Annotated in this window: 25 protein-coding genes and 1 tRNA gene; 17 read left to right on the top strand and 9 right to left on the bottom strand. The window is 59.0% G+C overall.

All coding sequences use genetic code 11. The features are described 5' to 3' along the window. Positions 1–115 precede the first annotated feature (115 nt). The gene (locus DT594_RS15615; RefSeq protein WP_149333652.1) at positions 116–1,054 is read right to left on the bottom strand and encodes a 2-hydroxyacid dehydrogenase; all 939 of its coding nucleotides are present in this window, start codon (positions 1,052–1,054) and stop codon (positions 116–118) included. A 64-nt stretch (positions 1,055–1,118) separates the two neighbouring features. Here DT594_RS15615 and DT594_RS15610 point away from each other — a divergent pair, with 64 nt between their 5' ends. After that, positions 1,119–1,763: a LysE family transporter gene (locus tag DT594_RS15610; protein ID WP_149333650.1), complete on the top strand. Its 645-nt coding sequence runs from the start codon at positions 1,119–1,121 to the stop codon at positions 1,761–1,763. Positions 1,764–1,769: 6 nt separating this feature from the next. Here DT594_RS15610 and hemH read toward each other — a convergent pair whose 3' ends face one another. Continuing rightward, a complete protein-coding gene (hemH, locus tag DT594_RS15605) occupies positions 1,770–2,792 on the bottom strand; it encodes a ferrochelatase (protein ID WP_149333648.1) in 1,023 nt (340 codons plus the stop codon). A gap of 12 nt (positions 2,793–2,804) precedes the next feature. Beyond that, positions 2,805–3,701: a TIGR01777 family oxidoreductase gene (locus tag DT594_RS15600; protein WP_149333647.1), complete on the bottom strand. Its 897-nt coding sequence runs from the start codon at positions 3,699–3,701 to the stop codon at positions 2,805–2,807. Positions 3,702–4,009: 308 nt separating this feature from the next. Here DT594_RS15600 and DT594_RS15595 point away from each other — a divergent pair, with 308 nt between their 5' ends. The 10 genes from DT594_RS15595 (at position 4,010) to DT594_RS15550 (ending at position 12,807) form a co-directional block, all read left to right on the top strand. Continuing rightward, on the top strand, positions 4,010–4,999 hold the full coding sequence (locus DT594_RS15595) for an NAD(P)/FAD-dependent oxidoreductase (protein ID WP_425460573.1): 990 nt from the start codon (positions 4,010–4,012) through the stop codon (positions 4,997–4,999). Then, on the top strand, positions 4,996–5,214 hold the full coding sequence (locus DT594_RS15590) for a TIGR02450 family Trp-rich protein (RefSeq protein WP_149333643.1): 219 nt from the start codon (positions 4,996–4,998) through the stop codon (positions 5,212–5,214). Before DT594_RS15595 ends, DT594_RS15590 begins: the two co-directional genes overlap by 4 nt. A gap of 145 nt (positions 5,215–5,359) precedes the next feature. Next, complete coding sequence (locus DT594_RS15585; RefSeq protein WP_149333641.1) at positions 5,360–6,256, top strand: MerR family transcriptional regulator; 897 nt, start codon at positions 5,360–5,362, stop codon at positions 6,254–6,256. Between the two features lie 5 nt (positions 6,257–6,261). Beyond that, positions 6,262–7,686, top strand: coding sequence for a deoxyribodipyrimidine photo-lyase (phrB, locus tag DT594_RS15580; RefSeq protein ID WP_149333850.1), 1,425 nt, complete (start codon positions 6,262–6,264; stop codon positions 7,684–7,686). After that, the gene (locus tag DT594_RS15575) at positions 7,679–8,107 is read left to right on the top strand and encodes a nuclear transport factor 2 family protein (protein WP_149333639.1); all 429 of its coding nucleotides are present in this window, start codon (positions 7,679–7,681) and stop codon (positions 8,105–8,107) included. The genes phrB and DT594_RS15575 overlap by 8 nt, the downstream gene beginning before the upstream one ends. After that, positions 8,104–8,877, top strand: coding sequence for an SDR family NAD(P)-dependent oxidoreductase (locus DT594_RS15570; protein ID WP_149333637.1), 774 nt, complete (start codon positions 8,104–8,106; stop codon positions 8,875–8,877). The genes DT594_RS15575 and DT594_RS15570 overlap by 4 nt, the downstream gene beginning before the upstream one ends. Then, a complete protein-coding gene (locus tag DT594_RS15565; RefSeq protein WP_149333635.1) occupies positions 8,877–10,124 on the top strand; it encodes an NAD(P)/FAD-dependent oxidoreductase in 1,248 nt (415 codons plus the stop codon). The genes DT594_RS15570 and DT594_RS15565 overlap by 1 nt, the downstream gene beginning before the upstream one ends. A gap of 5 nt (positions 10,125–10,129) precedes the next feature. Next, complete coding sequence (locus tag DT594_RS15560) at positions 10,130–10,933, top strand: DUF1365 domain-containing protein (protein WP_149333848.1); 804 nt, start codon at positions 10,130–10,132, stop codon at positions 10,931–10,933. Continuing rightward, a complete protein-coding gene (locus DT594_RS15555) occupies positions 10,923–12,275 on the top strand; it encodes an SAM-dependent methyltransferase (protein WP_149333633.1) in 1,353 nt (450 codons plus the stop codon). Before DT594_RS15560 ends, DT594_RS15555 begins: the two co-directional genes overlap by 11 nt. A 1-nt stretch (position 12,276) precedes the next feature. After that, a complete protein-coding gene (locus DT594_RS15550) occupies positions 12,277–12,807 on the top strand; it encodes a DUF2878 domain-containing protein (RefSeq protein WP_149333631.1) in 531 nt (176 codons plus the stop codon). Positions 12,808–12,890: 83 nt separating this feature from the next. Here the strand turns inward: DT594_RS15550 and DT594_RS15545 are convergent, their stop codons facing one another. The 6 genes from DT594_RS15545 to hemA form a co-directional block, all read right to left on the bottom strand. Beyond that, positions 12,891–13,418 (bottom strand): acyloxyacyl hydrolase, encoded by a 528-nt coding sequence (locus DT594_RS15545; RefSeq protein WP_149333629.1) that lies wholly within the window; start codon positions 13,416–13,418, stop codon positions 12,891–12,893. 66 nt (positions 13,419–13,484) lie between these two features. Then, complete coding sequence (murI, locus tag DT594_RS15540) at positions 13,485–14,273, bottom strand: glutamate racemase (RefSeq protein WP_149333627.1); 789 nt, start codon at positions 14,271–14,273, stop codon at positions 13,485–13,487. Further along, entirely contained in the window at positions 14,270–15,019 is a 750-nt protein-coding gene (locus DT594_RS15535) for a molybdopterin-synthase adenylyltransferase MoeB (protein ID WP_149333625.1), read from the bottom strand. The genes murI and DT594_RS15535 overlap by 4 nt, the downstream gene beginning before the upstream one ends. Next, on the bottom strand, positions 15,012–15,842 hold the full coding sequence (gene prmC, locus DT594_RS15530) for a peptide chain release factor N(5)-glutamine methyltransferase (protein ID WP_149333623.1): 831 nt from the start codon (positions 15,840–15,842) through the stop codon (positions 15,012–15,014). The genes DT594_RS15535 and prmC overlap by 8 nt, the downstream gene beginning before the upstream one ends. Then, the gene (gene prfA / locus DT594_RS15525; protein WP_149333622.1) at positions 15,842–16,927 is read right to left on the bottom strand and encodes a peptide chain release factor 1; all 1,086 of its coding nucleotides are present in this window, start codon (positions 16,925–16,927) and stop codon (positions 15,842–15,844) included. Before prfA ends, prmC begins: the two co-directional genes overlap by 1 nt. Continuing rightward, positions 16,924–18,201, bottom strand: a complete 1,278-nt coding sequence (gene hemA / locus DT594_RS15520) for a glutamyl-tRNA reductase (protein WP_149333620.1) — start codon at positions 18,199–18,201, stop codon at positions 16,924–16,926. Before hemA ends, prfA begins: the two co-directional genes overlap by 4 nt. Positions 18,202–18,334: 133 nt before the next feature. Here hemA and DT594_RS15515 point away from each other — a divergent pair, with 133 nt between their 5' ends. The 6 genes from DT594_RS15515 to DT594_RS15490 all read left to right on the top strand — a co-directional run bounded on the left by DT594_RS15515 (position 18,335) and on the right by DT594_RS15490 (position 23,461). Further along, positions 18,335–20,080 carry a tetratricopeptide repeat protein gene (locus tag DT594_RS15515; RefSeq protein ID WP_149333618.1) on the top strand — a complete coding sequence of 582 codons (1,746 nt, stop codon included), beginning with the start codon at positions 18,335–18,337 and terminating at the stop codon, positions 20,078–20,080. Positions 20,081–20,084: 4 nt separating this feature from the next. Then, complete coding sequence (gene lolB, locus DT594_RS15510; RefSeq protein WP_149333616.1) at positions 20,085–20,702, top strand: lipoprotein insertase outer membrane protein LolB; 618 nt, start codon at positions 20,085–20,087, stop codon at positions 20,700–20,702. Continuing rightward, positions 20,699–21,550 (top strand): 4-(cytidine 5'-diphospho)-2-C-methyl-D-erythritol kinase, encoded by an 852-nt coding sequence (gene ispE, locus DT594_RS15505; RefSeq protein WP_149333614.1) that lies wholly within the window; start codon positions 20,699–20,701, stop codon positions 21,548–21,550. Before lolB ends, ispE begins: the two co-directional genes overlap by 4 nt. Positions 21,551–21,581: 31 nt before the next feature. Then, positions 21,582–21,656: transfer RNA gene (locus tag DT594_RS15500), tRNA-Gln, on the top strand. A 111-nt stretch (positions 21,657–21,767) separates the two neighbouring features. Further along, on the top strand, positions 21,768–22,709 hold the full coding sequence (locus DT594_RS15495) for a ribose-phosphate pyrophosphokinase (protein ID WP_149333612.1): 942 nt from the start codon (positions 21,768–21,770) through the stop codon (positions 22,707–22,709). A gap of 104 nt (positions 22,710–22,813) precedes the next feature. Next, positions 22,814–23,461 (top strand): 50S ribosomal protein L25/general stress protein Ctc, encoded by a 648-nt coding sequence (locus tag DT594_RS15490; RefSeq protein WP_149333610.1) that lies wholly within the window; start codon positions 22,814–22,816, stop codon positions 23,459–23,461. The last annotated feature ends 2 nt before the right edge of the window (positions 23,462–23,463 follow it).

Genomic DNA, 23,463 nt, shown 5'->3' with positions numbered 1-23,463 from the left:
TAGCGGCTCATCACGGGGCTGACAACTACCAAAAAGGGTGAGATGAAAGTTGCGCAACACCTGTGGTCCTGACCCGCTTGACCCCCAGACGCTGCGCTATTGTTCCTGGTAAAGGCTAACCGGCGAAAGCGCGCAGGCCGTCGGCCAACTGCCCCACAATCCGCTGACGCGCCTCGCGGCTACCCCAGGCAGAATGCGGGGTAATGACCAGGTTGGGAATATCGGTTGCCAGCAGCGGATTGCCATTCACTGGCGGCTCGACGCTCAGCACATCACAGGCCGCACCCCCCAGGTGCCCGCTGCGCAGACTGTCAGCCAGCGCCTGCTCATCGACCATACCGCCGCGCGCCGCATTGATCAGCAAACTACCTGGCTTCATCAGCGCCAGCGCCTCGGCGTCGATCATGTTGCGGGTCTGATCGGTGAGAGGGCAATGCAGGCTGAGGATGTCTACCTGCGGCAGCAGCTCCGCCAGCTCCGGTCGGCCAGGGTGTGGGCGGCCCGGCAACGAGCCGGCAATCACTTGCATACCAAAGGCTTCAGCCAGACGACCGACGGCCTGACCCAGTTCGCCGTAACCGAGAATACCCAGGGTTTTGCCGGAGAGTTCGGCAATCGGATAGTCCAACAAACAGAACTGGCTACTGCGTTGCCAGGCGCCCTCTTTGACCGCCTGGCGATAGGATTCGAAGCGCGTGATCAGCACCAGCATGAGCATCAACGAGTGCTGCGCGACGGCCGGCGTACCATAAGCCTGACAGTTGCGAACCTGAATCCCCAGGCGCTCCGCTGCCTGCAGATCGATATTGTTCATGCCCGTGGCGGCGACCAGAATCAACCGCAAATCCGGGTTGCTCTGCATTGCCGCTTCATCAATCACCACCTTGTTGGTGATGACCACCGAACGGCCTGCTATGCGTTCTTGCACCTCTTCGGGTGAGGTGCTCGGGTAAGCCTGGAAGTCGGCAGACAGCGTCTGCAACTCACCCATATCCAGATCGTCCTTGCTCAGACTGGCAAGATCGAGAAAAACAACGGAAGGCGAATTATTCATGCGGACTGTATCTACCTGGCAGTGGGTTCAGCGTCTAGAATGGCGGCTTTGAACGGGGGAGTCCATGTATCTAAACGAATTTCTGCTGGTGGCGTTGGTACATTTGCTCGCCGTCATCAGCCCGGGCCCGGATTTTGCCATTGTCATCCGCAACAGTGTGGGTTCCGGGCGCCGCGCTGGCCTGCTTACTGCGCTGGGGGTTGGCTGCGGCATTCTGGTGCATGTGGCTTATTCCTTACTGGGCATCGGTTTGATCGTTTCCCAATCGGTGTGGCTGTTCAATTTGCTGAAACTCGCCGCAGCCGGCTATCTGTTTTACCTCGGCATCAAGGCGCTCCGCTCACAGCCGCAGATGCTTGACGGCGAAATGAGCCGGCGCCCGCCTTTATCGGGTGCCAAGGCGTTCAGTAACGGCTTCGTCACCAACGGGCTGAATCCCAAGGCAACGCTGTTTTTTCTGTCGCTCTTTACCTTGGTCATCAGTCCGCAGACGCCTATTGGCATTCAAACGTTCTACGGCTTCTATCTCGCCATCGCTACCGGCGCCTGGTTTTGCCTGGTGGCCGTGCTTTTCAGTCACGCGCGGGTCCGCCGAGGCTTTGGCCGCCTGGGTCACTGGTTTGATCGGCTGATGGGCGCAGTGCTGATTGGCCTGGGCCTGCACCTGGTGCTGAGTGAGTGGCTGAAGCGCGGGGCCCAGCCACTCTAGGGCGGTTCAGGCAGCGCTGGGCTCGGTTTTGCACCACTGAGCCAATGTATCAATCCATTGCGGGTGATCGTTCAGGCAGGGCACCAATACCAGCTCTTCTCCGCCGGCCTCAATAAACTGCTCACGTGCACGGTCGCCGATTTCCTCCAAGGTTTCGATACAGTCGGCGACGAACGCCGGACACATAACCAGCAGGCGCTTGACGCCCTGTTCGACGAGTTCTTCAACGCGGGCTTCAGTGTAGGGCTCGATCCATTTGTCTTTTCCCAGCCGCGATTGAAACGCCAACGACCACTGATCGTCGCGTAACCCCATACGCTCGGTAAAGGCGCGCGTGACCGACACACATTGAGCGCGGTAACAGGTGGCGTGCGCGGGGGACGGCCGATCGCAGCAGTCAGGGTAGTTCAAGCAGTGTGAACCAGTGGGGTCGGCCTTACGCAAATGCCGCTCCGGCAGCCCGTGATAACTGAACAGCAGATGATCGAAACCTTGCTCCAGATGCGGCGCCGCGCTGGCGACCAGTGCGTCTATATAGCCAGGTTTGTCATGAAATGCCGGCACCACTGTCAGTTTTATATTCAGCTTGTGCTCTGCCACAACGCGCTCAGCCTCCCTGATCGAGGTGGTCACCGTACTGGCAGCGAACTGCGGGTATTGCGGCATGAACAAGACTTCTTTTACACCTTCACGGCTGGCTAGGGCCAACAGACCCTTTTCAATCGATGGTTCGCCGTAACGCATCGCCAGTTCAACCGGCATGTCCAGCTTGGCCTGCAACGCCTGCTGTACCCGCCGGCTGATTACCACCAGAGGCGAACCTTCCTCCCACCAGATGGACGCGTAAGCGGCGGCCGATTGTTTGGGCCGCAACAACAGGATCAACCCAACCAGCAAGCGGCGGGCAGGCCACGGCAGATCGACCACATAGGGGTCCATCAGGAACTGGTTGAGATAACGGCGCACATCTGCCACCTCAGTACTGGCGGGCGAACCCAGGTTGGCAAGCAAAACCGCACGATCAGACATCCACACTACTCCTCAGGTTTTCACAACATCGGCCAAGGCCGTTTCAAGGTGTTCAAAGCGAAACACGTACCCCGCCTCACGAAGCTTTTCCGGCAGCGCACGCTGTCCGGTCAGCAACAATCGGGACATTTCCCCGAGCGCGGCTTTAAGCACGAATGCAGGGACAGGTATTATCGCAGGTCTTTTCAGGGAGTTGCCCAGGGTCTTGGCGAACTCGCGATTCGTCACCGGATGCGGCGCGGTCGCATTAAACGGCCCTTTGCATTGCGAATTATTCAACAGAAAAACAATAATCCCGACCATGTCCTCGAGATGTACCCAAGGCATGTACTGCTGACCGGATCCGATCGGCCCGCCCAATCCAAGCTTGAACGGCGGCAACAGGCGCTGAAGGAAACCGCCCTTTGGTGCCACGACCAACCCGGTGCGCAGTTGGCACACGCGGATGCCGTGCGCCGCGGCACGCTTGGCCGCGGACTCCCACGCATCACACAGAGTATGGGTGTACTCCGGCTTGGCAGGGGTGGCTTCAGTCACAACCGCCGCCCCGGCATCACCATACCAACCCACAGCGGAGCCACTGATCAACACCTCCGGCTTCACCGGTTGACGTCCTAACCACTCCACCAGATGCTCGGTCAAGGTCACGCGGCTAGCCCACAGCGCCGCCTTGCGTTTGCTGGTCCAGGGTTTGTCGGCGATCGGCTCCCCCGCCAGATTCACCACCGCCTGAACAGGCTTGCCGCTCAGTTGCGACAGTTCACCGACAGCATTGATACCCGGGCCGCAGCGGGACGCCACCGTCTCCGGCCGCCTGCTCCACACCGATACTTCATGGCCGTCGCTCAGAAGCTTCCGGCAAAGAGCACTGCCGATCAATCCGGTACCCCCGGTAATTAGCACATGCATGTTCAACTCCCTGTCACAAAAGGGTTGAGAAGAATCCCCATAGCCAGCGCCAGAAGCGGTCATCATCCGTCACATAACGCAAACACGCAGAGCTATGCAGAGCTATATAGTGCAAGCAGTTCAAAATTCACCACTGAGCATATCAGCCGTAGACAGGATGAAATTGCAGACAGTTCACAATTGTAGGATGCTATACAGACTTAGCATCGTGTACAAGTTATGTCGAATGCATTCCAGCTATAGTTTGTGCCTATAGCCCAAGCCCCTCGTAGCTGGAAACCCGAAATCGATTCAGGGAATAGATGACCATGACTCACCGTTACAATATCGCCGTTATTGGTGCCGGAATGGCCGGTATCAGCGCCGCCACCGCTTTGATTCGCGCGGGCCATAGCGTCAAGCTGTTCGACAAAAGCCGCGGCAGCGGCGGCCGGATGAACAGCAAGCGCACCGAAGTGGGCGATCTGGACATGGGCGCCCAGTACTTCACAGCCCGTGATTCGCGATTCCGTCACGAACTCAAGACCTGGCTCGACAACGGCTGGGTCGCCGAATGGGCGCCAGCCCTGTACGCCTACGACCAAAACGGCTTGCGCAGCGCGGCGGACGACCAGCAACGCTTCGTCGGCGCGCCGCGCATGACTGGCCTGACCCGGCAGTTACTGCAAGGACTGGACTTTGCCAGCCAGACGCGTATCAGCCACCTTGTTCAGCACGAAGACAAGCACTGGCTGTTGGTCGATGAGCAGCAACATCAGCACGGCCCTTTTGACCGCGTTATCGTTGCCACCCCCGCACCCCAGGCCGTGGCATTGTTGGAGCAATCGCCACACCTGGCCCACGCCGCTGCGCAGGTGCAAATGCAACCTGGCTGGGCATTGGCGGTGGCCTTTTCCGACCCCCTGCCCACACCCGTTGAAGCGTGTTTCGTTCGAGCTGGCGCGTTGGACTGGATCTCCCGCAATAGCAGCAAGCCGGGCCGCACCGGGCAGGATAGCTGGGTGCTGCAATCCACCCCCGAGTGGGCCAGTGATCATCTGCAACTGGACGCCCAAGAAATTACCCGCGAGCTGCTCGCCGCCTTTGCCGAAGTTATTGGCTGCAGCTTGCCGGAACCCCTGTTCACCCACGCCCATCGCTGGCTTTACGCCCGACCAGCCGATGCCTGCAACTGGGGTGCGCTGGCCGCGCCGGAAAAGGACCTGTACGTATGCGGCGACTGGTGCATGGGTGGGCGGGTCGAAAACGCCTGGCTCAGCGGGCAACAAGCGGCGAACACCTTGATGGAGAAGCGATGAATCAAATCAATCCGCACAAGCTGCTGCTGTCGAAATGGACCGCAGTCCAGCCGCTGCAACGTGAGAAGCATTTTATCGTGACCGATTGCCAGCTGGACGAGCAGGAAGAAGCAGTGGTCAGCGTGGACCTCCAGGCGGTACTGACCACGCGCACTCAGCGTCTGCCATGGAAGCTGTTGAAAGACAGCAATCAATGGCAGGCGGGATGGCGTTAGTCTGCAACTGCGACTAATACTTGTACAATAATATAGCTGGTGTACACTAAAACTTATACAGAACCATAACGCTGTATAAGCCAGGAGTCGCCATGCTATCAATCTACAGCTCACTGCCATGGGCCGCTTCTAAAGTGGAGCGTTCATGAGCATGCCGTCCAGTGTCATGCTGCCCATTCGCGAAGTATCCCGAGTGACGGGCGTCAATGCAGTCACTCTACGGGCCTGGGAGCGTCGTTATGGTCTCATCACGCCGCATCGCACGGGCAAGGGTCACCGCCTGTATACCGAAGAAAACGTGCAGCAAATTCAGGACATCCTCACCTGGCTTGGGCGCGGTGTAGCCGTTGGGCAGGTAAAGGAGCTACTGCATGCTCCGCAGCCAGTGGACGAAGACGCGAACTCCCCCTGGCATGAAATACGGCGAGCGATGGTCCAGGCATTTGTGCAATACGATGCTGCCGAACTCAACCGCATCATGAGCGCTACGCTTCAACGCCATGATGCCGACCGTCTGTGTCATTTTCTGCTGGAGCCGGTGCTGGAGCACCTGCAGCAGCGCTGGCAGGGTCAGTTCGGCAGCCAGTTGGAGATGGTCTTCTGCCACAGTTGGCTGCGTGGCAATCTCGCCGCTCACCTGCACGCGAAAAACAGCCAGTTGCATGGCCGCCCAATACTCCTGGTCAATTTATCCGAGCAGCACTGCGAAGCCGGTATCTGGCTATTGGCGTTAATGCTCAATGCCCAGGGCATTCCGTTTTGCATGTTGGAATGGGAAGTACCTGCAAGTGAACTGGCCTTGCTGGCGGAGCGCTGCCAGCCCCGCGCCATGCTGTTTTTCAGCAGCCAGGCGCTGGCGTTAAATCAACTGCGCCGGCAGCTACCCAAGCTGGTTCAGTTGCAGCCGATTCCGGTCATAGTCGCCGGCCCCGCGGCGCGCATCCATGAAGAAGAGCTTGCCGAACTCGGCATACTGGCGCTGCCTGAGCGCGCCAGCCTTGCTTACCCTCTGCTGCTGGCTCAGCTAAGGACATTGCAATGAATGCAATACAACTATGCTGGCTGCGCAATGATCTGCGCCTGCACGACAACCACGCCCTCTGGCACGCCAGCCAGAATGGGCCGGTGGTGGCTGTGTGCTTGCTCACCCCGGATACCTGGCTGGAACATGATGACGCGCCTGTGAAGGTGGACTTCTGGCGGCGCAATCTGGAGCATCTTAGCGAACAGCTATCCAGGTTAAATATTCCGCTGAAGATACTCAGCGCAGATAAATGGGCAGATGCCGCGCAACTATTGCTGGATCTGGCCGCCGACCTGGATGCGCAGGCGCTGTTCTTCAATGACGAATACGGTGTACATGAACAACAGCGCGATGATGCGGTAGCTGCTGCGTTCACTGCACAAGGCCTGCAGTGCGAACGCTTCACCGACCTGATTCTGTTCAAACCCGGTAGCCTCCTGACCCAGGCCGGCAGCATGTTCAAGGTCTACAGCCAATTCCGCAAACAGGCTTACCAACGGCTGCATGAAAGCCTGCCCACCTGCCTGCCCGCACCGGACAAACAGCAGGAGACCGGCATCAAGGCTGACGCAGTACCCAAGCAAATTGCCGGCTACCAGCCCGCCAGCGCCCAGCAGCGCTCGCTCTGGCCGGCCGGAGAGGATGCTGCCAGCGAACGTCTGGCCCTGTTTACCGAGCAGATCATGGCCGACTACGACAGCGCCCGTGATCTTCCCGACGTGGATGGCACCAGCCGGCTTTCAGCGTACCTGGTAGCAGGTGTGCTCTCCCCCCGCCAATGCCTGCACGCCGCCATCAGCGCTAATCAGGGCGAGTTCGACTCGGGCAACCCCGGCGCTATTACTTGGGTCAACGAGCTGCTATGGCGCGAGTTCTACAAACATATTCTGGTCTGCTATCCGCGCGTATCCATGCACCGCGCCTTTCGCCCGGAGATGGAAAGCATTCCCTGGAGAGATGACTCTCCGGCGCTGGAAGCCTGGCAGCAGGGGCGCACCGGCATCCCGATTATTGATGCGGCGATGCGCCAATTGCTGACCACCGGCTGGATGCACAACCGTCTGCGCATGCTCACCGCCATGTTCCTGACCAAGAATCTGTTGATTGACTGGAAGCACGGCGAACGCTGGTTTATGCAGCAGCTGATCGATGGCGACCTGGCGGCCAACAACGGCGGCTGGCAATGGAGCGCTTCCACCGGAACCGATTCGGCGCCCTACTTCCGCATCTTCAATGCGGTGACCCAATCACGCAAATTCGATCCGCAGGGCGACTTCATCCGCACCTGGGTGCCAGAGATCGGGCACCTGTCCAGCAAACAGATTCATCAGCCGCCGGTTGATGATTTATTTGCCTCATCAGATTACCCCGCGCCACTGGTCGACCTGAGTCAAAGCCGCAGGCGGGCTCTGGACGTCTTCAAACAACAAGGTGACCAGCATGACTGAAGACTTTCCGGCGTTTTTCGCCAAGACCTTCGCCGAACTGGACAAGCATAACCTTGACCGGCTGAAGGAAATCTATGCCCCTGACGTGCACTTCACCGACCCGCTGCACGATGTACGTGGCCTCGAGGCCATGCGCGATTACTTTGAACAGCTGTACGCCAACGTCACACATATCGATTTTGATTTCCACCAGTGCGACAGCGTGCGCGATGGCCAGGCATTACTGCGCTGGACCATGACCTTCTGCCATCCGCGGCTGAACAAGGGCCGGGAAATACAGGTGGAGGGTTGTAGCTGCATCTTCTTCAAGAACCAGCGCGTTACCAGACATATCGACTATTACGACGCTGGCGCGTTGCTGTACGAGCACATTCCGCTGCTCGGCGGGATCATCCACTGGCTGAAAAGGAGACTGGCATGAGCACGCAAAAACGTATCTGGCTAACTGGTGCGTCCAGCGGCATTGGCCAGTCCATTGCCGAACAGCTGGCGATCGAAGGTCATCTGATTGCAGTCAGCGCCCGGCGTGAGGACCCGCTTCAACAACTGGCCGACCGCTTTCCAGGGCAAATACTGGTACTGCCGGTAGACATGACCGACGCAGATGCCGTACGCCAGGTGGGCGTGCGGATAGAAAACGCCTGGGGCGCACTCGACTGGGCGATCCTGAATGCCGGCACCTGTGAATACGTCGACATCGCCGAGTTCGAATCGGCGATGTTTCAGCGGGTGATGCAGGCCAATGTCCAGGGCACGGTGCAATGCATCGAAGCGGCATTACCCCTGTTGCGCAAGGGCACGCAGCCGCGTTTGGTCGGCGTAGGCAGCAGCGTGACCTTCTGCCCTCTGCCCCGCGCCGCTGCCTACGGCGCCTCCAAGGCAGCGATCCGCTATCTGTTTCAATCTCTGGAGCTGGATCTGGCGCAGTGGAATATCGGCGTGACGCTGGTCAGCCCTGGCTTTGTCGAAACACCGCTGACCGCAGGCAATGATTTCCCCATGCCGATGCAGGTCAACAGCGACGATGCTGCCGCGATCATTATCAAGGGCATTGAAAAGGGCAAACGCGAGGTCAGTTTCCCCGGCCCGTTTATTACCGTGCTCAAACTGATGGGCAGCTTGCCCAATCGGCTGCGCTTTGCGCTGACCAAAGGAATGGCGCGCCCGGCATCGAACAAGGAAGCGTCATAATGCGGATCGCGATCGTTGGTTCCGGCATCTCCGGGCTGGTCAGTGCCCGCATGCTCTCGCGCCAGCATGATGTCAGCGTATTTGAGGCGGCAGACTGGATTGGCGGGCATACCCATACGGTCGACGTAGAAGTCGAGGGCAAGGGGTACGCGATAGACACCGGCTTTATCGTTTTCAACGACTGGACCTACCCAAACTTTATTCGCCTGTTGGATCAACTGGGCGTGGCATCGCAGGAAACCGAAATGAGCTTTTCGGTGAACCAGCCTGCGACCGGGTTGGAGTACAACGGCCACAGCATCAACAGCCTGTTCGCCCAGCGCAGCAACCTGCTTTCACCCGGTTTTATCGGCATGGTGCGCGATATTCTGCGCTTCAACCGTGAAGCCCTGGATGACCTCGACTGCGGCCGCATTCACAGCGAGACCACCCTGGGCGACTATCTGCGCGCCAAGGGTTACGGGCAACGCTTTACCGATCATTACATCGTTCCGATGGGCGCCGCGATCTGGTCCATGTCACTGGCCGACATGCTGGCCTTCCCGCTGGCCTTCTTCGTGCGATTTTTTAAAAACCACGGGTTGCTGTCGGTCAGTGATCGGCCGCAATGGCGGGTTATCAGCGGTGGCTCACGCTCCTATATCGAGCCGCTGATTGCCCCGTTCAAGGATTCAATTCACCTTAACTGTCCGGTGAAGAGCATCAGCCGCGACGAGCATGGGGTGACCTTGACCAGCCAGAACGGCGAAGAACGTTTCGACAAGCTCATCCTCGCTTGCCACAGCGATCAGGCGCTGCGTTTATTGGCTCAGCCAACTGAAACCGAGCAGTCCATTCTTGGCGCCATCGGCTATGCCGACAACGAAGTGGTGCTGCATACCGATACCGCTCTTCTGCCGCGACGCAAACTGGCCTGGGCCAGCTGGAATTATCGGCTCGATAGCACCCAGCAGCGCGCCGCTGCGGTGACCTATAACATGAATATTCTGCAAGGCATCAAGTCTGACACCACCTTCTGCGTCAGCCTCAATCAGACCGACGCCATCGACCCGGCAAAAATTCTCGGCCAGTTCAGTTATGCGCATCCGCAGTTCAGTCTGGCGGCCGCAGCAGCCCAGGCCCGCTGGCAGGAGTTGCTCGGTGCAAACCATACCTACTTCTGCGGCGCATACTGGGCCAATGGTTTCCATGAGGATGGGGTGATGAGCGCGCTACGGGTCACTGAAGCGCTCGGGGAGAGTGTCTGATGTCGCTGAACAGCGCACTCTATACCGGGGTGATTCGCCATCGGCGACATGCCCCGCGCAAACACCACTTTCGCTACCGGGTCAGCCTGCTGTGGCTGGACCTGAGTGAGCAACAGAGCGTGTTCTCGCTGAGCGGCTTATGGTCAGGGCGTTGGTGGTCACCCATGCGCTTCAATGAGCGTGACTACCTCAAGGATCAGCGTAATGACGGTGAAGGCCTGAGTGATACTGCCAGGCGCCTGGTCAAGGAGCAATTGGGCAAGCAACTAGATGGGCCGGTGCGCTTACTGACGCAGGTTCGCAGTTTCGGCATGTTATTCAATCCGGTCTCGTTTTTTTATTGCCACGATCAGCAAAACCAACTGCAGGCGATTATTGCCGAAGTATCCAATACGCCATGGCGCGAGCGTTTCTGCTATGTCATGGCCACCGATCCGGCACAGCCGCTGCAGCACTTCGAACTCGACAAGGCGTTCCATGTATCGCCGTTTTTGCCGCAGGAACTGACCTATCGCATGCGTTTCAACCGGCCAGCCGACACCTTGATGGTGCACATGGAGGACTGGCAGGACAGCACCCGCTTGTTCGACGCCACCCTGACGCTGTCACGTCAGCCACTCAGCGCCGCATTGCTGCGGCGCGAGGCATTGTCCTTCCCGTTCATGGTAGGCAAAACCGTGCTGGGGATTTACTGGCAGGCCGTGCGACTGGCGTTCAAGCGTCTGCCCATTTTCGATCATCACTCGCCTTCCGCCAGGTCGGCGGCAGCCTCAGCGATTCAGGTAAAGGAGCAGTCCCATGAAAAATAGCCGAGGTGAGTCAACAGCCAGCTGTTGCGAGCCCATTAACTCCGATGCCGGTGAACGCACCCGCGCATTGCTGGGCGCCACTCGCGACCTTAACGCCGAAGACAAAACCCGGCGTAGCTGGTTGGTGCGTTTGAGCCGCAAACTGGTGCTCAAGCAGCTCAAGGCCATCGAACGCGGCACCATTACGGTTTATGACCAGGGTGAAATCATGCATTTTGGCCAGCCTGACTCGGACGGCCTGCATGCAGACATATACGTGCACAGCCATGCGGCCTATCCGATGATTGCCACCAACGGCAGCATTGGTTCGGGGGAGGCCTATATTCACGGCTTCTGGACCACGCCCGACCTCACCGCGGTGACCAAGATATTTGTGCGCAATCTGGATGTGCTGGATGCCATGGAGAAAGGCATTGCCCGCATTGGGCTGCCCGCTCTCAAAGCGCTGCACCGATTCAATCGCAATACCCTGAGTGGTTCACGGCGCAACATACAGGCGCACTATGACCTCGGCAATGACCTGTTCGAGAACTTTCTCGACCCGACCATGATGTACTCCGCCGCGGTGTTTCCGCCGCAGGGCGACAACCTGGAACAGGCACAACTGAACAAGCTTGAACGCATCTGCCGCAAGCTGGAGCTCAGCGCCGATGATCATCTGCTCGAGATCGGCACCGGCTGGGGCAGTATGGCCATCTATGCCGCACAGCATTACGGCTGCCGCGTGACCACCACCACCCTGTCCAAGGAACAGTTGGCTTATGCCACCGCCAAGGTCGAGGAGCTTGGGCTGCAGGACCGCATCACCTTGCTGCTGCAGGACTACCGCGAACTGACCGGCGAATACGACAAACTGGTGTCGATCGAAATGGTCGAAGCGGTTGGGCATGAGTACTTTCGCACCTACTTCGAAACCTGCGCGAAACTGCTCAAGCCCCACGGCATGATGCTGCTGCAGGCAATTACCATCCGCGATCAACGCTACGATCAGGCGCGGCGCAGCGTTGATTTCATTCAGCGTTATATCTTCCCCGGCGGCTCCTTGCCGTCAGTCAGCCTGATTGGTGAACTGACTCGCAAACATACGGACCTGTCCATGCTGCACCTGGAAGACATCGGCAGCCACTATGCCCGCACTCTGCGCTTCTGGCACGAGAATCTGAAAACCGCGCGCGGTCACCTCGAGCAGCTGGGGTATGATGACTACTTTTTCCGGCTCTGGGAGTTCTATCTGTGTTACTGCGAAGGCGGTTTTCTCGAACGCTCAATCGGTACCGCGCAGATACTGCTGAGCAAACCCGACGCCCGACCGGAACTCGATTTGTACAACCTGGGAGTCTGATATGCCGGTGAAATTGATCGCCAATGCGTTGCTGTTCCAGGCTGGCTGGTTTGCCTGTGTACTTGGCGGCACCAGTGTGTGGCTGCTGGTGCCGCTGGCAGCGTTGATCGTGCACTTCACCTGGATCAGTTCCTGGGCGGCTGAAGGCAAGCTGGTGGTCAGCGTTATGTTGGCAGGCGCCGCGCTGGATTCGTTCCTGCTGCAGATGGGGGTTTTCCAATTTACCGGCGAGCCGCTGTTGGCACCGTTATGGCTAGTGCTGCTGTGGGCCATGCTCGGCACCACGTTGAATCATTGCCTGGCCTGGAGCGCAAAACCGCTGTGGATGGCCTGTGTATTGGGCGCCATTGCCGGACCCTTCTCCTACTTCGCCGGCGCCGCGTTGGCAGAGGTCAGGCTGCCCCTCGGCACACAACTCAGTGCGGTGATCCTGGCGATCTGCTGGGCGATCATGTATCCGCTGCTGCACGGTTTCGCACACCTGTATCGCGAGCAATTCCGGCTACGTCAGTTGAGCCTGCACAAGCACTGATGCGTCTACCGCAGTAACAAAAATGCCGAGTTCACCTCGGCATTTTTGTCATCGTCAACCAGGCCAGAGCCCGGCTCTTCTGATCAGAAGTTGACGCGGTAGTACAACGCAGCTTTATCGATGCCCTGATTCGGCTGCTTGATGCTGGCATTGGAGTAGTGGTAATAACGCACACCTAGCTCCGAGCCGGAAGCAAAACGCATACCCAGACCAATACGATCCTCGAACTGGAAGGTCGAGCCGATATCAGCACCGGGTGCCAGATCAGTCTTGGAGAACAAGGCTGCGCCAATACCCGCCTCAACAAAGGGGGTGACGGTGTTCATGGCACGAGGAAAGTTCAGCTGGAACATCGGTGCCAGCGTGGCACTGAAGGCATCAATCCCATCCCAGTAGGTCAGACCAGCGTCCCAATAACCGCCAAGCTCCATCGCCCCACCATCACTCTGCCAAATCGGCTTGCCAAAATCGAACTGCATGCCAGCCCGATAGGTTGGATCGGACTCCGAGCTCTGGCCCAGTTCCAGTGTGAAACCGCGGGCGGCAAATGCCGGCTGTGTGAGCAGCGCGGCGCACAGGCCGGCCATTACCCAAAGACTACTTTTCTTCATCTATCCATTCCTGAAAAAAACGTTTGGCAAAAGTGACCAAGACTTCAGTTCAGAGCTTAGTCGAATTTACACCGGTAACCATTCCACTTTGGCATCATGCTTCCAAAGGACCGGCAACACATTTCGCATCTGCTCCACATTTCCGCTGGTCCAGAACCGCTCGGCGACGCTTGGACCCGCTGCCAGCAGGTTGGCGTCCGCCAGCCTGCCGTGTAGATGCCTGGCCACTGCGGCCCCGGTGTCGATAAGATTGACCTCCGCAGGCAACAAATGTTGCAAAACACCTCGAATAAACGGGTAATGCGTGCAGCCAAGTATCAGCGTATCGCAGCCGGCGGCGAGTAAAGGTGCAGTAAAACCACGCAGTAACGCTTCAATCCGCGGCCCCTGCAACTCCCCCTGTTCGATCAACTCTACCAGCCCGGGACAGGGCTGGGTAATCACCTTTACCGAGCCGGCAAAGCGATCCAGCAAGGCTGCAAATTTGGCGCTTTGCAAAGTCCCGGTAGTCGCCAACACGCCAACGATACCGCTGCGCGTGGCCAGCGCGGCAGGCTTGACCGCAGGTTCCATCCCGATAATTGGCAGGTCATAGAGGCTGCGCAGATCATTTACCGCTGCTGCAGTAGCGGTGTTGCAGGCCACCACCAGGGTCTTGGCGCCCTGCCCCAACAGAAAATCGGCAATCGCCCGACTGCGCTGGCGTATCTGTTCTGGACTTTTCTCACCATAGGGCACGTAGCCACTGTCGGCGACATATAGCAGCGATTCATTGGGCAGCTGCTGACGAATTTCACGCAGCACCGACAAACCGCCGACGCCGGAGTCGAAGACGCCTACTGGGGCGTCGTTCACGCGCGTGCTCCACAGCAGCTGCAGGCGGGGTCGCGGCGAATACGCATCTCCCGAAAGCGGCTGGTAAGCGCATCGATCAACAGCAGACGGCCAACCAGCGGCTCGCCAAAGTCGGCTAGCAGCTTCAGCGCTTCAAGCGCTTGCAAACTACCTACCAGCCCCACCAACGGCCCGATCACACCCGCTTCACTGCAGCTCAACGTCTGGTCATCCCCATTTCCGTAAAGGCATTGGTAGCAGGGGCTCTCGGCAATGCGTGGGTCGAACACGCTCAACTGCCCCTCCAGCCGAATGGCCGCACCGGAAACCAGTGGTTTGTTAAAGGCCACGCAGGCGGCGTTGACCGCTTGGCGGGTGGCGAAATTATCTGAACAGTCGAGCACCAGATCTACGCCAGTTACCGCATCCTGCAGCGCGCTATCGGCCAGGGCCTGCTGCAGCCGACGAATCTGTATCTGCGGGTTGAGCGCCAGCAGATGATCGGCCGCAGAGTCCACCTTGGCCCTGCCGATATCAGCGGTGTGATGAATGATCTGCCGCTGCAGGTTGGTCAGGTCGACCTGGTCGTGATCTGCCAGGACCAGAGTACCGACACCTGCGGCAGCCAGATACAAGGCAACCGGCGCGCCGAGACCACCTAGGCCGACAATCAGAACGCGGCTATCGAGCAGCCGCTGCTGGCCCTCGACATCAATCTGCGGCAAGAGAATCTGCCGGCTGTAACGCAGCAACTGCTGATCATCCACGCCATTGCCCTCCACTGACACGCTGGTGGCCAGCCAGATCCTGCCAGGATTGCACTGCAGCAAATCCGCGCTGCTGCAACAGCTCGCCTACGGGCGCAGACTGGTCCCAGCCGTGCTCGATCAGCAGCCAACCATGATTGTGCAAATGCGCTGGTGCCTGCTCGATGATCTGCCGGATTGCATCCAGCCCGTCGGTACCGCTAACCAGCGCACTGGCGGGCTCGAAGCGAACATCGCCGCGCTGCAGATGCGGATCCGTGTCGGCAATGTATGGCGGGTTGCTGACGATCAATTCAAAGGTATCGGTGGCTAAAGCTGAAAACCAATTGCTCTGTACAAAGCGGGCGTTGCCAAGCTTATGAGCCAGTCGATTACGCTCAGCCAGCTCAACAGCTTGCGCCACGGTGTCGCAGCCGAGTACTTGCCACTCAGAGCGCTCTTTGGCCAGTGCCAACGCAATCGCGCCGCTACCGGTCCCCAGATCCAATACCCGTGCCGCGCCAGGTGGCCCCAACTCCAGCGCCAGCTCGACCAAACGTTCAGTATCGGCGCGGGGAATCAGGGTGGCCGAGCTAACCTGTAAATCAAGACTCCAGAACCCCTGTTGGCCGAGCAGATAAGCTACCGGCTCGCCTTGGCGTCGTCGCGCCATCAGCTGTTCGTAGGCCGCCAATTGCTCGGCATCCAGCTCGCGCTCTGGCCAGGTTCTCAAGTAGCTTTGCGACTTGCCCAATACCTTGGTCAGCAGCAATTGGGCATCCAGATCCGGCGTCGTCGAATCCGGCAGCTCAACCTGCGCCAGCAAATCGGCAATGCAGGTCATCAGATCTGTTCCAGAGAAGCCAACTGATCAGCCTGGTATTCACGCAGTAGCGGTTCAATCACCTGATCCAGGTTGCCCTGTACTACATCATCGAGGCTGTAGAGCGTCAGATTGATGCGGTGATCGGTCAAGCGCCCCTGCGGGAAGTTATAGGTGCGAATACGTTCTGAGCGGTCACCGGAGCCAACCAGCGAGCGCCGCGTGTCGGACATTTCCTTTTCCTGCGCCTCGCGCTGGCGGTTATCCAGCCGCGCCTGCAGCAGACTCATGGCCTTGGCCCGGTTCTTGTGCTGGGAACGCTCTTCCTGACACTCGACCACAATACCGGTGGGCAAATGCGTCAGGCGAATGGCCGAGTCGGTCTTGTTCACGTGCTGGCCGCCCGCGCCAGAAGAGCGGTAAGTATCAACGCGCAAGTCGCCAGCGTTGATCTCGATCTGCGCCTGCTCGTCAGCCTCTGGCATGATCGCCACAGTGCAGGCCGAAGTGTGAATGCGGCCCTGGGATTCGGTTTCCGGCACGCGCTGCACACGATGGGCACCCGATTCGAATTTCAGCCGGGCATACACGCCCTGGCCTTCAACTCGAGCGATAACCTCTTTATAACCGCCATGCTCGCCGGTATTTTCCGAGAGGATTTCGATGCGCCAGCCCTGTCGTTCAGCGTACTTGCTGTACATCCGGAACAGATCACCGGCAAAAATCGCCGCCTCATCGCCGCCAGTACCAGCACGCACTTCGAGAAACACGTTGCGCTCGTCATTCGGGTCTTTCGGCAGCAGCAGAAAATTCAGCCGCTCTTCGATCTCGGCCAAACGCGATGCACAGTCGGCAGCATCTTCCTCGGCCATCTCGCGCACGTCCGGATCGCTGTCCTTGAGCAGGCTGCGGGCTTCAAGCAGGTCAGCCTGGACTTTCTGCCAACCGATATAGCACTGGATGGTCGCATCCAGATCGGCATATTCCTTGGAATAGGCGCGAAAACGCGTCTGATCGCTGATCACCTCGGCATCGCTGAGCTGCGCCGATAGTTCCTCGAAGCGCTCCTGCATGATGTCCAGCCGGTTTAATAAAGATGCCTTCATGATTCGCCTTGCGTGGTAGTCACATCGTCCAGGGCAAACAGCTCCTGGGCCAGCGCGAGAGCTTCGGCACGGCCCTCGGCACTCATCTGTTTCAATTGCACACTTGGGTCGTGCAGCAGTTTGTTGGTCAACGCGCGGGCCATTTCGGCCATCACCACCGAAGCGTCCGCACCGCGCTCAAGACGCGCCTGGGCTTTGGCCAGTTCCTGATCGCGCATCGCCTCGGCCTTGACCCGGTAACGTCGCAGCACATCCACCGCCGCCAGCGCGCGCAGACGCTGCATAAACTCCTGGGTGCCCAGATCGATCAGCCGTTCGGCGGCCTCGGCGGCGTCCTGCCGCGAGCGCAGGTTGTCTTCGATGACTTCATGCAGATCGTCAACCGTGTACAGATACACGTCGGCCAACCCGCCTACCTCGGGCTCGATATCCCGCGGCACGGCGATATCGACCATGAACATCGGCTTGTGCCGCCGCTGCTTCAACGCGCGCTCTACCGCACCCTTGCCCAGAATCGGCAGCGGGCTGGCAGTGGAACTGATGACGATATCGCACTGGGCGAGAAAATCCGGGATCTGGTTGAGCAGAATCGCCTGACCTCCGAGCGGTTCACTGAGCAGCTCGGCCCGTTCGAGGGTACGGTTGGCCACGATAATCCGGCCCACACCCTGTTCAAACAGGTGCCGGGCGACCAGTGCTATGGTCTCCCCGGCGCCAATCAGCAGCGCGGTGCTGCGTTTGAGATCACTGAAAATCTGCCGCGACAGGCTGACCGCGGCAAAGGCCACCGAGACCGGGTTTTCGCCAATCGCGGTATCGGTACGGACCTGCTTGGCGGTATTGAAGGTGCTCTGGAACAGCCGATCCAGATAGGGACCCAGCGTGCCGGCGGTGCGCGCCGACTGCCAGGCGTCTTTCATCTGCCCGAGAATCTGCGGCTCACCCAACACCATTGAATCCAGCCCGGCGGCCACACGCATCATGTGCGTGACGGCGCCCGCATCGCTGTGCAGGTAACTGCAGCCGCGCAACTCCTCCAACGTCATCCCGTGAAAGCCGGCAAACCAGTTCAACAGGCGCTCGGCGTCGGGATGATCCTGCGAGCAGTAGATTTCGGTGCGATTGCAGGTGGAAAGAATCGCCACTTCCTGGGTCATAGTTTCATCACGCAGACGGCGCAAGGCATCGGCCAGCTGCTCAGGGGCAAACGCCACCCGTTCACGCAGATCGACAGCTGCAGTCTTGTGATTGATCCCGAACGCGAGGAAGCCCATGGTGTCCCGTTTATGCCAACATAACGTGCAATTGTCCTATGTATACCGGTGGCGATCAATTCCCTTGACCCAGTGGGTTTGCAATAGATCCTGTGTCATGATGAAGTCTCCGCCGAACAACTCCAGAGTACGCATGAGCCATCCCATCAAGGCAGTCTTCCAACGCCCGTTGCTGAGCCTCGGCCTGGGCCTGATTCTGACCGGCTGCGCTGCCACAAGCACCAGCCCGACAGCACCTGAGCCTGCACCGGCGACTCAGGCTGAAGAGGTCGAGGCACCTGAAGCGTCAGTAGTCTATGGCAACTTCCGCAAGGATACGCTGTATGACCTGCTGACGGCGGAAATTGCCGGGCAGCGTAATCGATATGACGTGGCCTTAGGTAACTACCTGTTACAAGCCGAGCAAACCCGTGATCCAGGCGTGGTCGAGCGCGCGATGCGCGTGGCCGAGTTTCTCGGCGCCCAACGCCCAGCGCTGGATATGGCGATACTCTGGACTGAAGTAGACCCGCAGAATGCCGACGCCTTCCGCTCGGCAGCCTTGCACCTGGCCCGCGCCGGCCAGCACGAAGAAGCCATGCAGGCGATGCAGAAGGTGCTGGCCATGCAGGGCGAAACGCATTTCGACTTTCTGGCACTGGCCGCCGCTCAGAGTGACGGCGAGACGCACAAGGCATTGCTGCATAGCGTCGAGCGTCTGGTCGCAGAAAACCCCGAGAACGCCCAGCTGATTTTTGCCAATGCCCTGTTGCTGCAGCAGGACGAGCGCGAAGATGAGGCGCTGGCATTGCTCGAGGCTAATCCTGAAGCAGCGTCTGCGCCGCCGGCGCTGATGCTGCATAGTCGCCTGCTGGCTGCCGAGGGCAAAAGCGATGACGCCATCAGCCTGTTGCAGGAAGGCTTGAGGCAGAGTCCTGATGACAGCCGCATGCGATTGCTGCTGGCTCGCCTGCTGGTGTCCGAAGGCGAACTGGATGCCGCCGGAGCGCAGTTCACCCTACTCACCCAGCACAACCCCGATGATCTGGACCTGTTGCTGTCGCTCGCGCTGATCAATCTGGAAGGCGAGCAATTCGAAGCCGCAGCTCAGCACTTTGAGCGCCTGCTGGAAATTGACCCGGAAAATGCTACCGCGCGGTATCACCTGGGCATTGCCTACCAGGGACTCGACCGCCCAGACGACGCCCTGCGGGCATGGCAAGGGGTCCAGGGTGAAAGTGAGTTTCTCACCTCGCGCTTGCGCATCAGCCAGTTGCTGACCGAACAAGGCCGCACCGAGGAACTGGGTAAAACTCTGGAAGCCGATCGAGCAGCCCGCCCGGATCTGGCGCTACAGCTTTATCTGATCGAAATTGAAGCGCTTGCCCCCAGCGAGCCAGCCCTGGCCATGCAGCGCGTGAACCAGGCGCTGCAGCAATATGAGTTCGACAGCAGTCTGCTGTACACCCGTGCCATGCTCGCAGAGAAACTGGGCCAGCCCGACCAGCTAGAGGTGGATCTGCGTACGATCATCGAACGCGAGCCGGACAATGCCATGGCGTTGAACGCACTGGGTTATACGCTGGCCGACCGCAACGAGCGGCTCGATGAAGCATTGCAAATGATTGAACAGGCAGCGCGCCTCAACCCGGATGATCCGGCCATTACCGACAGCCTGGGCTGGGTCCATTATCGCCTGGGCAATCTCGAGCTAGCCGAGAGCTATTTGCGTAAAGCCTATACTGCCTACCCCGATGCAGAAGTCGCTGCGCATTTGGGAGAGGTACTCTGGGCCCAGGGCAAACAACGGGAGGCCCGAAAGATCTGGGACGAAGCGCTGAAGACCGACCCAGAGAACGATCTGATCCCGTCCATCCGCCAACGTCTGGAAAGCAACTGAACCCATGCGCCTGTTTCGCAATCTGTCATTACTGATACTGATCACTACCCTGGCCGCCTGTAGCAACCTGCACCAGCGCGAAACCCTTGAACTGGGCGGCGATACTCTGGCCTGGAAAGTCCATCGGCAAAGTGTTGAACCACTCCAGGCCTGGTTGATTCAGGGCAAGATAGGCGTGCGCTCGCCCCAGGAGTCGGGCAGCGGCACGCTGTATTGGGAACAACAGCGGGACAGCTATGACATCCGTCTGGCCGGGCCTTTAGGGCGCGGAGCAACCCAATTACAAGGCAACAACGACGGTATCGTGCTGGATATCGCCGGGCAGCCGACCATGCGCGCCGCTTCTGCAGAAGAGTTGCTTGAGCAGCAGATCGGCTGGCGATTGCCGGTTGAGCATCTGCTCTGGTGGGTGCGCGGTCTGCCGGCGCCGGACAGCCCCAGCCGCCTGCAACTGGATACCGACAGCCGCCTGGCGCGACTGAACCAGGCCGGCTGGACCATTGAATATAGCCGCTACCAGACTGTCGGCGAGATGCAATTACCCCAGCGCATGCAATTGTCTGGGCACGATGTGCTGCTGACACTGGTCGTCACCCACTGGGAGCCCCGCGCACTGCCATGAACCCTGCTTCTCTGAGTCTGCCGGCCCCCGCCAAGCTCAACCTGTTCCTGCACGTCACCGGGCGGCGTGCGGACGGTTACCATACGCTGCAGACCCTGTTTCAGTTTCTGGACATCGCCGATACGCTGGATTTCAGAGTTCGCGAAGACGGGCAGGTGCTGCTGCGCGCCGATCTGCCCGGCGTGAGCATGAACGACAATCTTGTTACCCGCGCTGCCCGTCTGCTGCAGCAACATACCAACACCAGACTGGGTGCCGACATCACTCTGCATAAACGCTTGCCCATGGGCGGCGGACTCGGTGGTGGCAGCTCCGATGCGGCGACCACACTGGTTGGCCTCAATCATCTATGGCAGACCGGCCTGAACGGCGCAGAGCTTGCTGCACTAGGGCTGCAGCTGGGCGCTGACGTGCCGGTGTTCGTGCTTGGCCAGGCCGCCTGGGCCGAAGGCGTCGGCGAACAGCTGACTCCCGTAGAGCTGGATGAGCCCTGGTATCTGGTGCTGGTACCTGACTGCCATGTCAGTACCGCAGAGATATTTTCCGATCAGAGGTTGACGCGTGATACCCAGGCCATTACATTAGCGGCCTTCCGAGAACAAGGTGGTCGTAATGATTGCCTGCCGGTCGCGGAAGAGCGTTATCCAGCAATACGTAACGCTTTGATCTTGCTAAACAATTATTGTGAGGCTAAGATGACCGGAACTGGCAGTTGTGTGTTTGGGGCCTTCCCAAACGAACGCGAAGCTGATAAAGTTCGCGCCCGGTTGCCAGCCACTCTACAAAGCTTTGTCGCACACGGATGTAACAGATCACCGTTACACCAAATGCTCAACAAAGACGCGTAATAAGGATGCAGCCGTGCATCCGGACAGTTACAGGGGCGTAGCCAAGCGGTAAGGCAGCGGGTTTTGATCCCGCCATGCGTTGGTTCGAATCCAGCCGCCCCTGCCATTTTCTCCGGCAGCAACCACTACATTTTGAATCCGCTTCGGGTCCAATGCTTTTGCATGGCCGTGCTGCGGGTTCATCGCACTGACCACTACCCAAAAAAGGTAATGCAGCGTGTCCAAGATGATGGTTTTTGCGGGGAACGCCAACCCCGATCTGGCACGACGCGTCGTGCGTCAATTGCACATTCCCCTGGGCGACGCCTCGGTTGGCCGTTTCAGCGACGGCGAAGTCACTGTCGAGTTAAACGAGAACGTCCGTGGCAAGGATGTCTTCATCATCCAGCCCACCTGCGCACCAACTAACGACAACCTGATGGAACTGGTGATCATGGCCGATGCCCTGCGCCGCTCCTCAGCGTCACGCATCACCGCCGTCATGCCCTACTTTGGTTATGCCCGTCAGGACCGCCGTCCGCGTTCGGCGCGTGTGGCCATCAGCGCTAAAGTGGTCGCCGACATGCTCGGCACCGTTGGTGTTGACCGGGTACTGACTGTCGACCTGCACGCCGATCAGATCCAGGGCTTTTTCGACATACCGGTGGATAACATCTACGGCTCGCCGGTACTGGTCGACGATCTGGTCAGCCAGCGTCACGACAACCTGATGATCGTGTCTCCGGATATTGGTGGCGTAGTTCGCGCCCGCGCCGTGGCCAAGCAGATCGGTGTCGACCTGGCGATTATCGACAAACGTCGACCCAAGGCCAACCAGTCGGAAGTCATGCACATCATCGGGGATGTCGAAGGTCGCAATTGCATCCTGATTGACGACATGGTCGATACCGCCGGCACCTTATGCCATGCGGCCAAGGCGCTTAAAGAACATGGCGCCGCAAAGGTCTTCGCCTACGCGACTCACGCGGTGTTGTCCGGCAAGGCGATCGATAATATTACCAATTCGGTGCTCGACGAGCTGGTGGTGACCAACACCATCCCACTGACCGGCCCGAGCGCCGCCTGTGATCGTATCCGCCAGCTGGATATGGCGCCGATCATCGCCGAGGCGATGCGCCGCATCAGTAATGAAGAATCCATCAGCGCCATGTTCCGCTAGGAACAGGGCGCTGGGTAAGCAGCCTGGCTGATGACAGCCGGGTTTATATCAATCATCCGACGCGCTGGTCGCAAGTGCCCGGATGTTCAGCAAGGAGACTAACTATGGTCGACTTCACTCTTAAAGCGATAGCGCGTGATGATCTGGGGAAAGGTGCGAGCCGCCGCCTGCGTCGTAACGCCGATATGGTACCTGCCATTGTATACGGTGGCGAAAAGGCTCCCCAGAGCGTTTCACTGGAAGCCCGTGAACTGAAGAAAGCGCTTGAAAACGAAGCCTTCTTTTCACACGTCATCAAGTTGAACGTTGATGGCAAAAAGCAGGACGTGCTGATCAAGGCTCTGCAGCGTCACCCGGCCAAAGGCCACGTGATGCATGCTGACCTGCTGCGCGTTGTTGCCGGCCACGAAGTGACCGTGCACGTACCCCTGCACTTCATCAACGAAGCAACTTGCGTTGGCGTCAAGCAAGGCGGCGGCATCATCTCCCACACCATGACTGATGTGGAAGTAACCTGCCTGCCGAAAGATCTGCCCGAGTTCATTGAAGTGGACATGGCCGAGATCGAGCTGGGCGGCATCGTTCACCTGACTGATCTTAAACTGCCAAAGGGCGTGAGCATTGTTGCTCTGGCTCAAGGCGCAGATCACGATTTGCCCGTAGCCAACGTTCACGCTCCACGTGTTGTGTCTGATGAAGAAGACACCGCGGAAAGCGAACCGAAGGCCGATGGTGAGGAATCAGCGGAGTAATT

Origin of the sequence: Halopseudomonas laoshanensis (assembly GCF_008365385.1) — a bacterium.
GTDB classification, from domain to species: domain Bacteria; phylum Pseudomonadota; class Gammaproteobacteria; order Pseudomonadales; family Pseudomonadaceae; genus Halopseudomonas; species Halopseudomonas laoshanensis.
Note: the sequence above shows the minus strand (reverse complement) of the source record. Positions and strands in the feature narration are given on the sequence as shown.

Bases quoted from the DNA above. Each gene is read 5' to 3' on its own strand.
- DT594_RS15575 (WP_149333639.1), top strand. From the start codon at position 7,679: ATGACTGAAGACTTTCCGGCGTTTTTCGCCAAGACCTTCGCCGAACTG.
- DT594_RS15515 (WP_149333618.1), top strand. From the start codon at position 18,335: ATGAGCCATCCCATCAAGGCAGTCTTCCAACGCCCGTTGCTGAGCCTC.
- ispE (WP_149333614.1), top strand. From the start codon at position 20,699: ATGAACCCTGCTTCTCTGAGTCTGCCGGCCCCCGCCAAGCTCAACCTG.
- DT594_RS15595 (WP_425460573.1), top strand. From the start codon at position 4,010: ATGACTCACCGTTACAATATCGCCGTTATTGGTGCCGGAATGGCCGGT.
- DT594_RS15550 (WP_149333631.1), top strand. From the start codon at position 12,277: ATGCCGGTGAAATTGATCGCCAATGCGTTGCTGTTCCAGGCTGGCTGG.
- hemH (WP_149333648.1), bottom strand. From the start codon at position 2,792: ATGTCTGATCGTGCGGTTTTGCTTGCCAACCTGGGTTCGCCCGCCAGT.
- DT594_RS15600 (WP_149333647.1), bottom strand. From the start codon at position 3,701: ATGCATGTGCTAATTACCGGGGGTACCGGATTGATCGGCAGTGCTCTT.
- DT594_RS15615 (WP_149333652.1), bottom strand. From the start codon at position 1,054: ATGAATAATTCGCCTTCCGTTGTTTTTCTCGATCTTGCCAGTCTGAGC.
- DT594_RS15555 (WP_149333633.1), top strand. From the start codon at position 10,923: ATGAAAAATAGCCGAGGTGAGTCAACAGCCAGCTGTTGCGAGCCCATT.
- DT594_RS15585 (WP_149333641.1), top strand. From the start codon at position 5,360: ATGAGCATGCCGTCCAGTGTCATGCTGCCCATTCGCGAAGTATCCCGA.
- DT594_RS15545 (WP_149333629.1), bottom strand. From the start codon at position 13,418: ATGAAGAAAAGTAGTCTTTGGGTAATGGCCGGCCTGTGCGCCGCGCTG.
- lolB (WP_149333616.1), top strand. From the start codon at position 20,085: ATGCGCCTGTTTCGCAATCTGTCATTACTGATACTGATCACTACCCTG.
- DT594_RS15570 (WP_149333637.1), top strand. From the start codon at position 8,104: ATGAGCACGCAAAAACGTATCTGGCTAACTGGTGCGTCCAGCGGCATT.
- prfA (WP_149333622.1), bottom strand. From the start codon at position 16,927: ATGAAGGCATCTTTATTAAACCGGCTGGACATCATGCAGGAGCGCTTC.
- prmC (WP_149333623.1), bottom strand. From the start codon at position 15,842: ATGACCTGCATTGCCGATTTGCTGGCGCAGGTTGAGCTGCCGGATTCG.
- DT594_RS15565 (WP_149333635.1), top strand. From the start codon at position 8,877: ATGCGGATCGCGATCGTTGGTTCCGGCATCTCCGGGCTGGTCAGTGCC.
- hemA (WP_149333620.1), bottom strand. From the start codon at position 18,201: ATGGGCTTCCTCGCGTTCGGGATCAATCACAAGACTGCAGCTGTCGAT.
- DT594_RS15610 (WP_149333650.1), top strand. From the start codon at position 1,119: ATGTATCTAAACGAATTTCTGCTGGTGGCGTTGGTACATTTGCTCGCC.
- DT594_RS15490 (WP_149333610.1), top strand. From the start codon at position 22,814: ATGGTCGACTTCACTCTTAAAGCGATAGCGCGTGATGATCTGGGGAAA.
- DT594_RS15590 (WP_149333643.1), top strand. From the start codon at position 4,996: ATGAATCAAATCAATCCGCACAAGCTGCTGCTGTCGAAATGGACCGCA.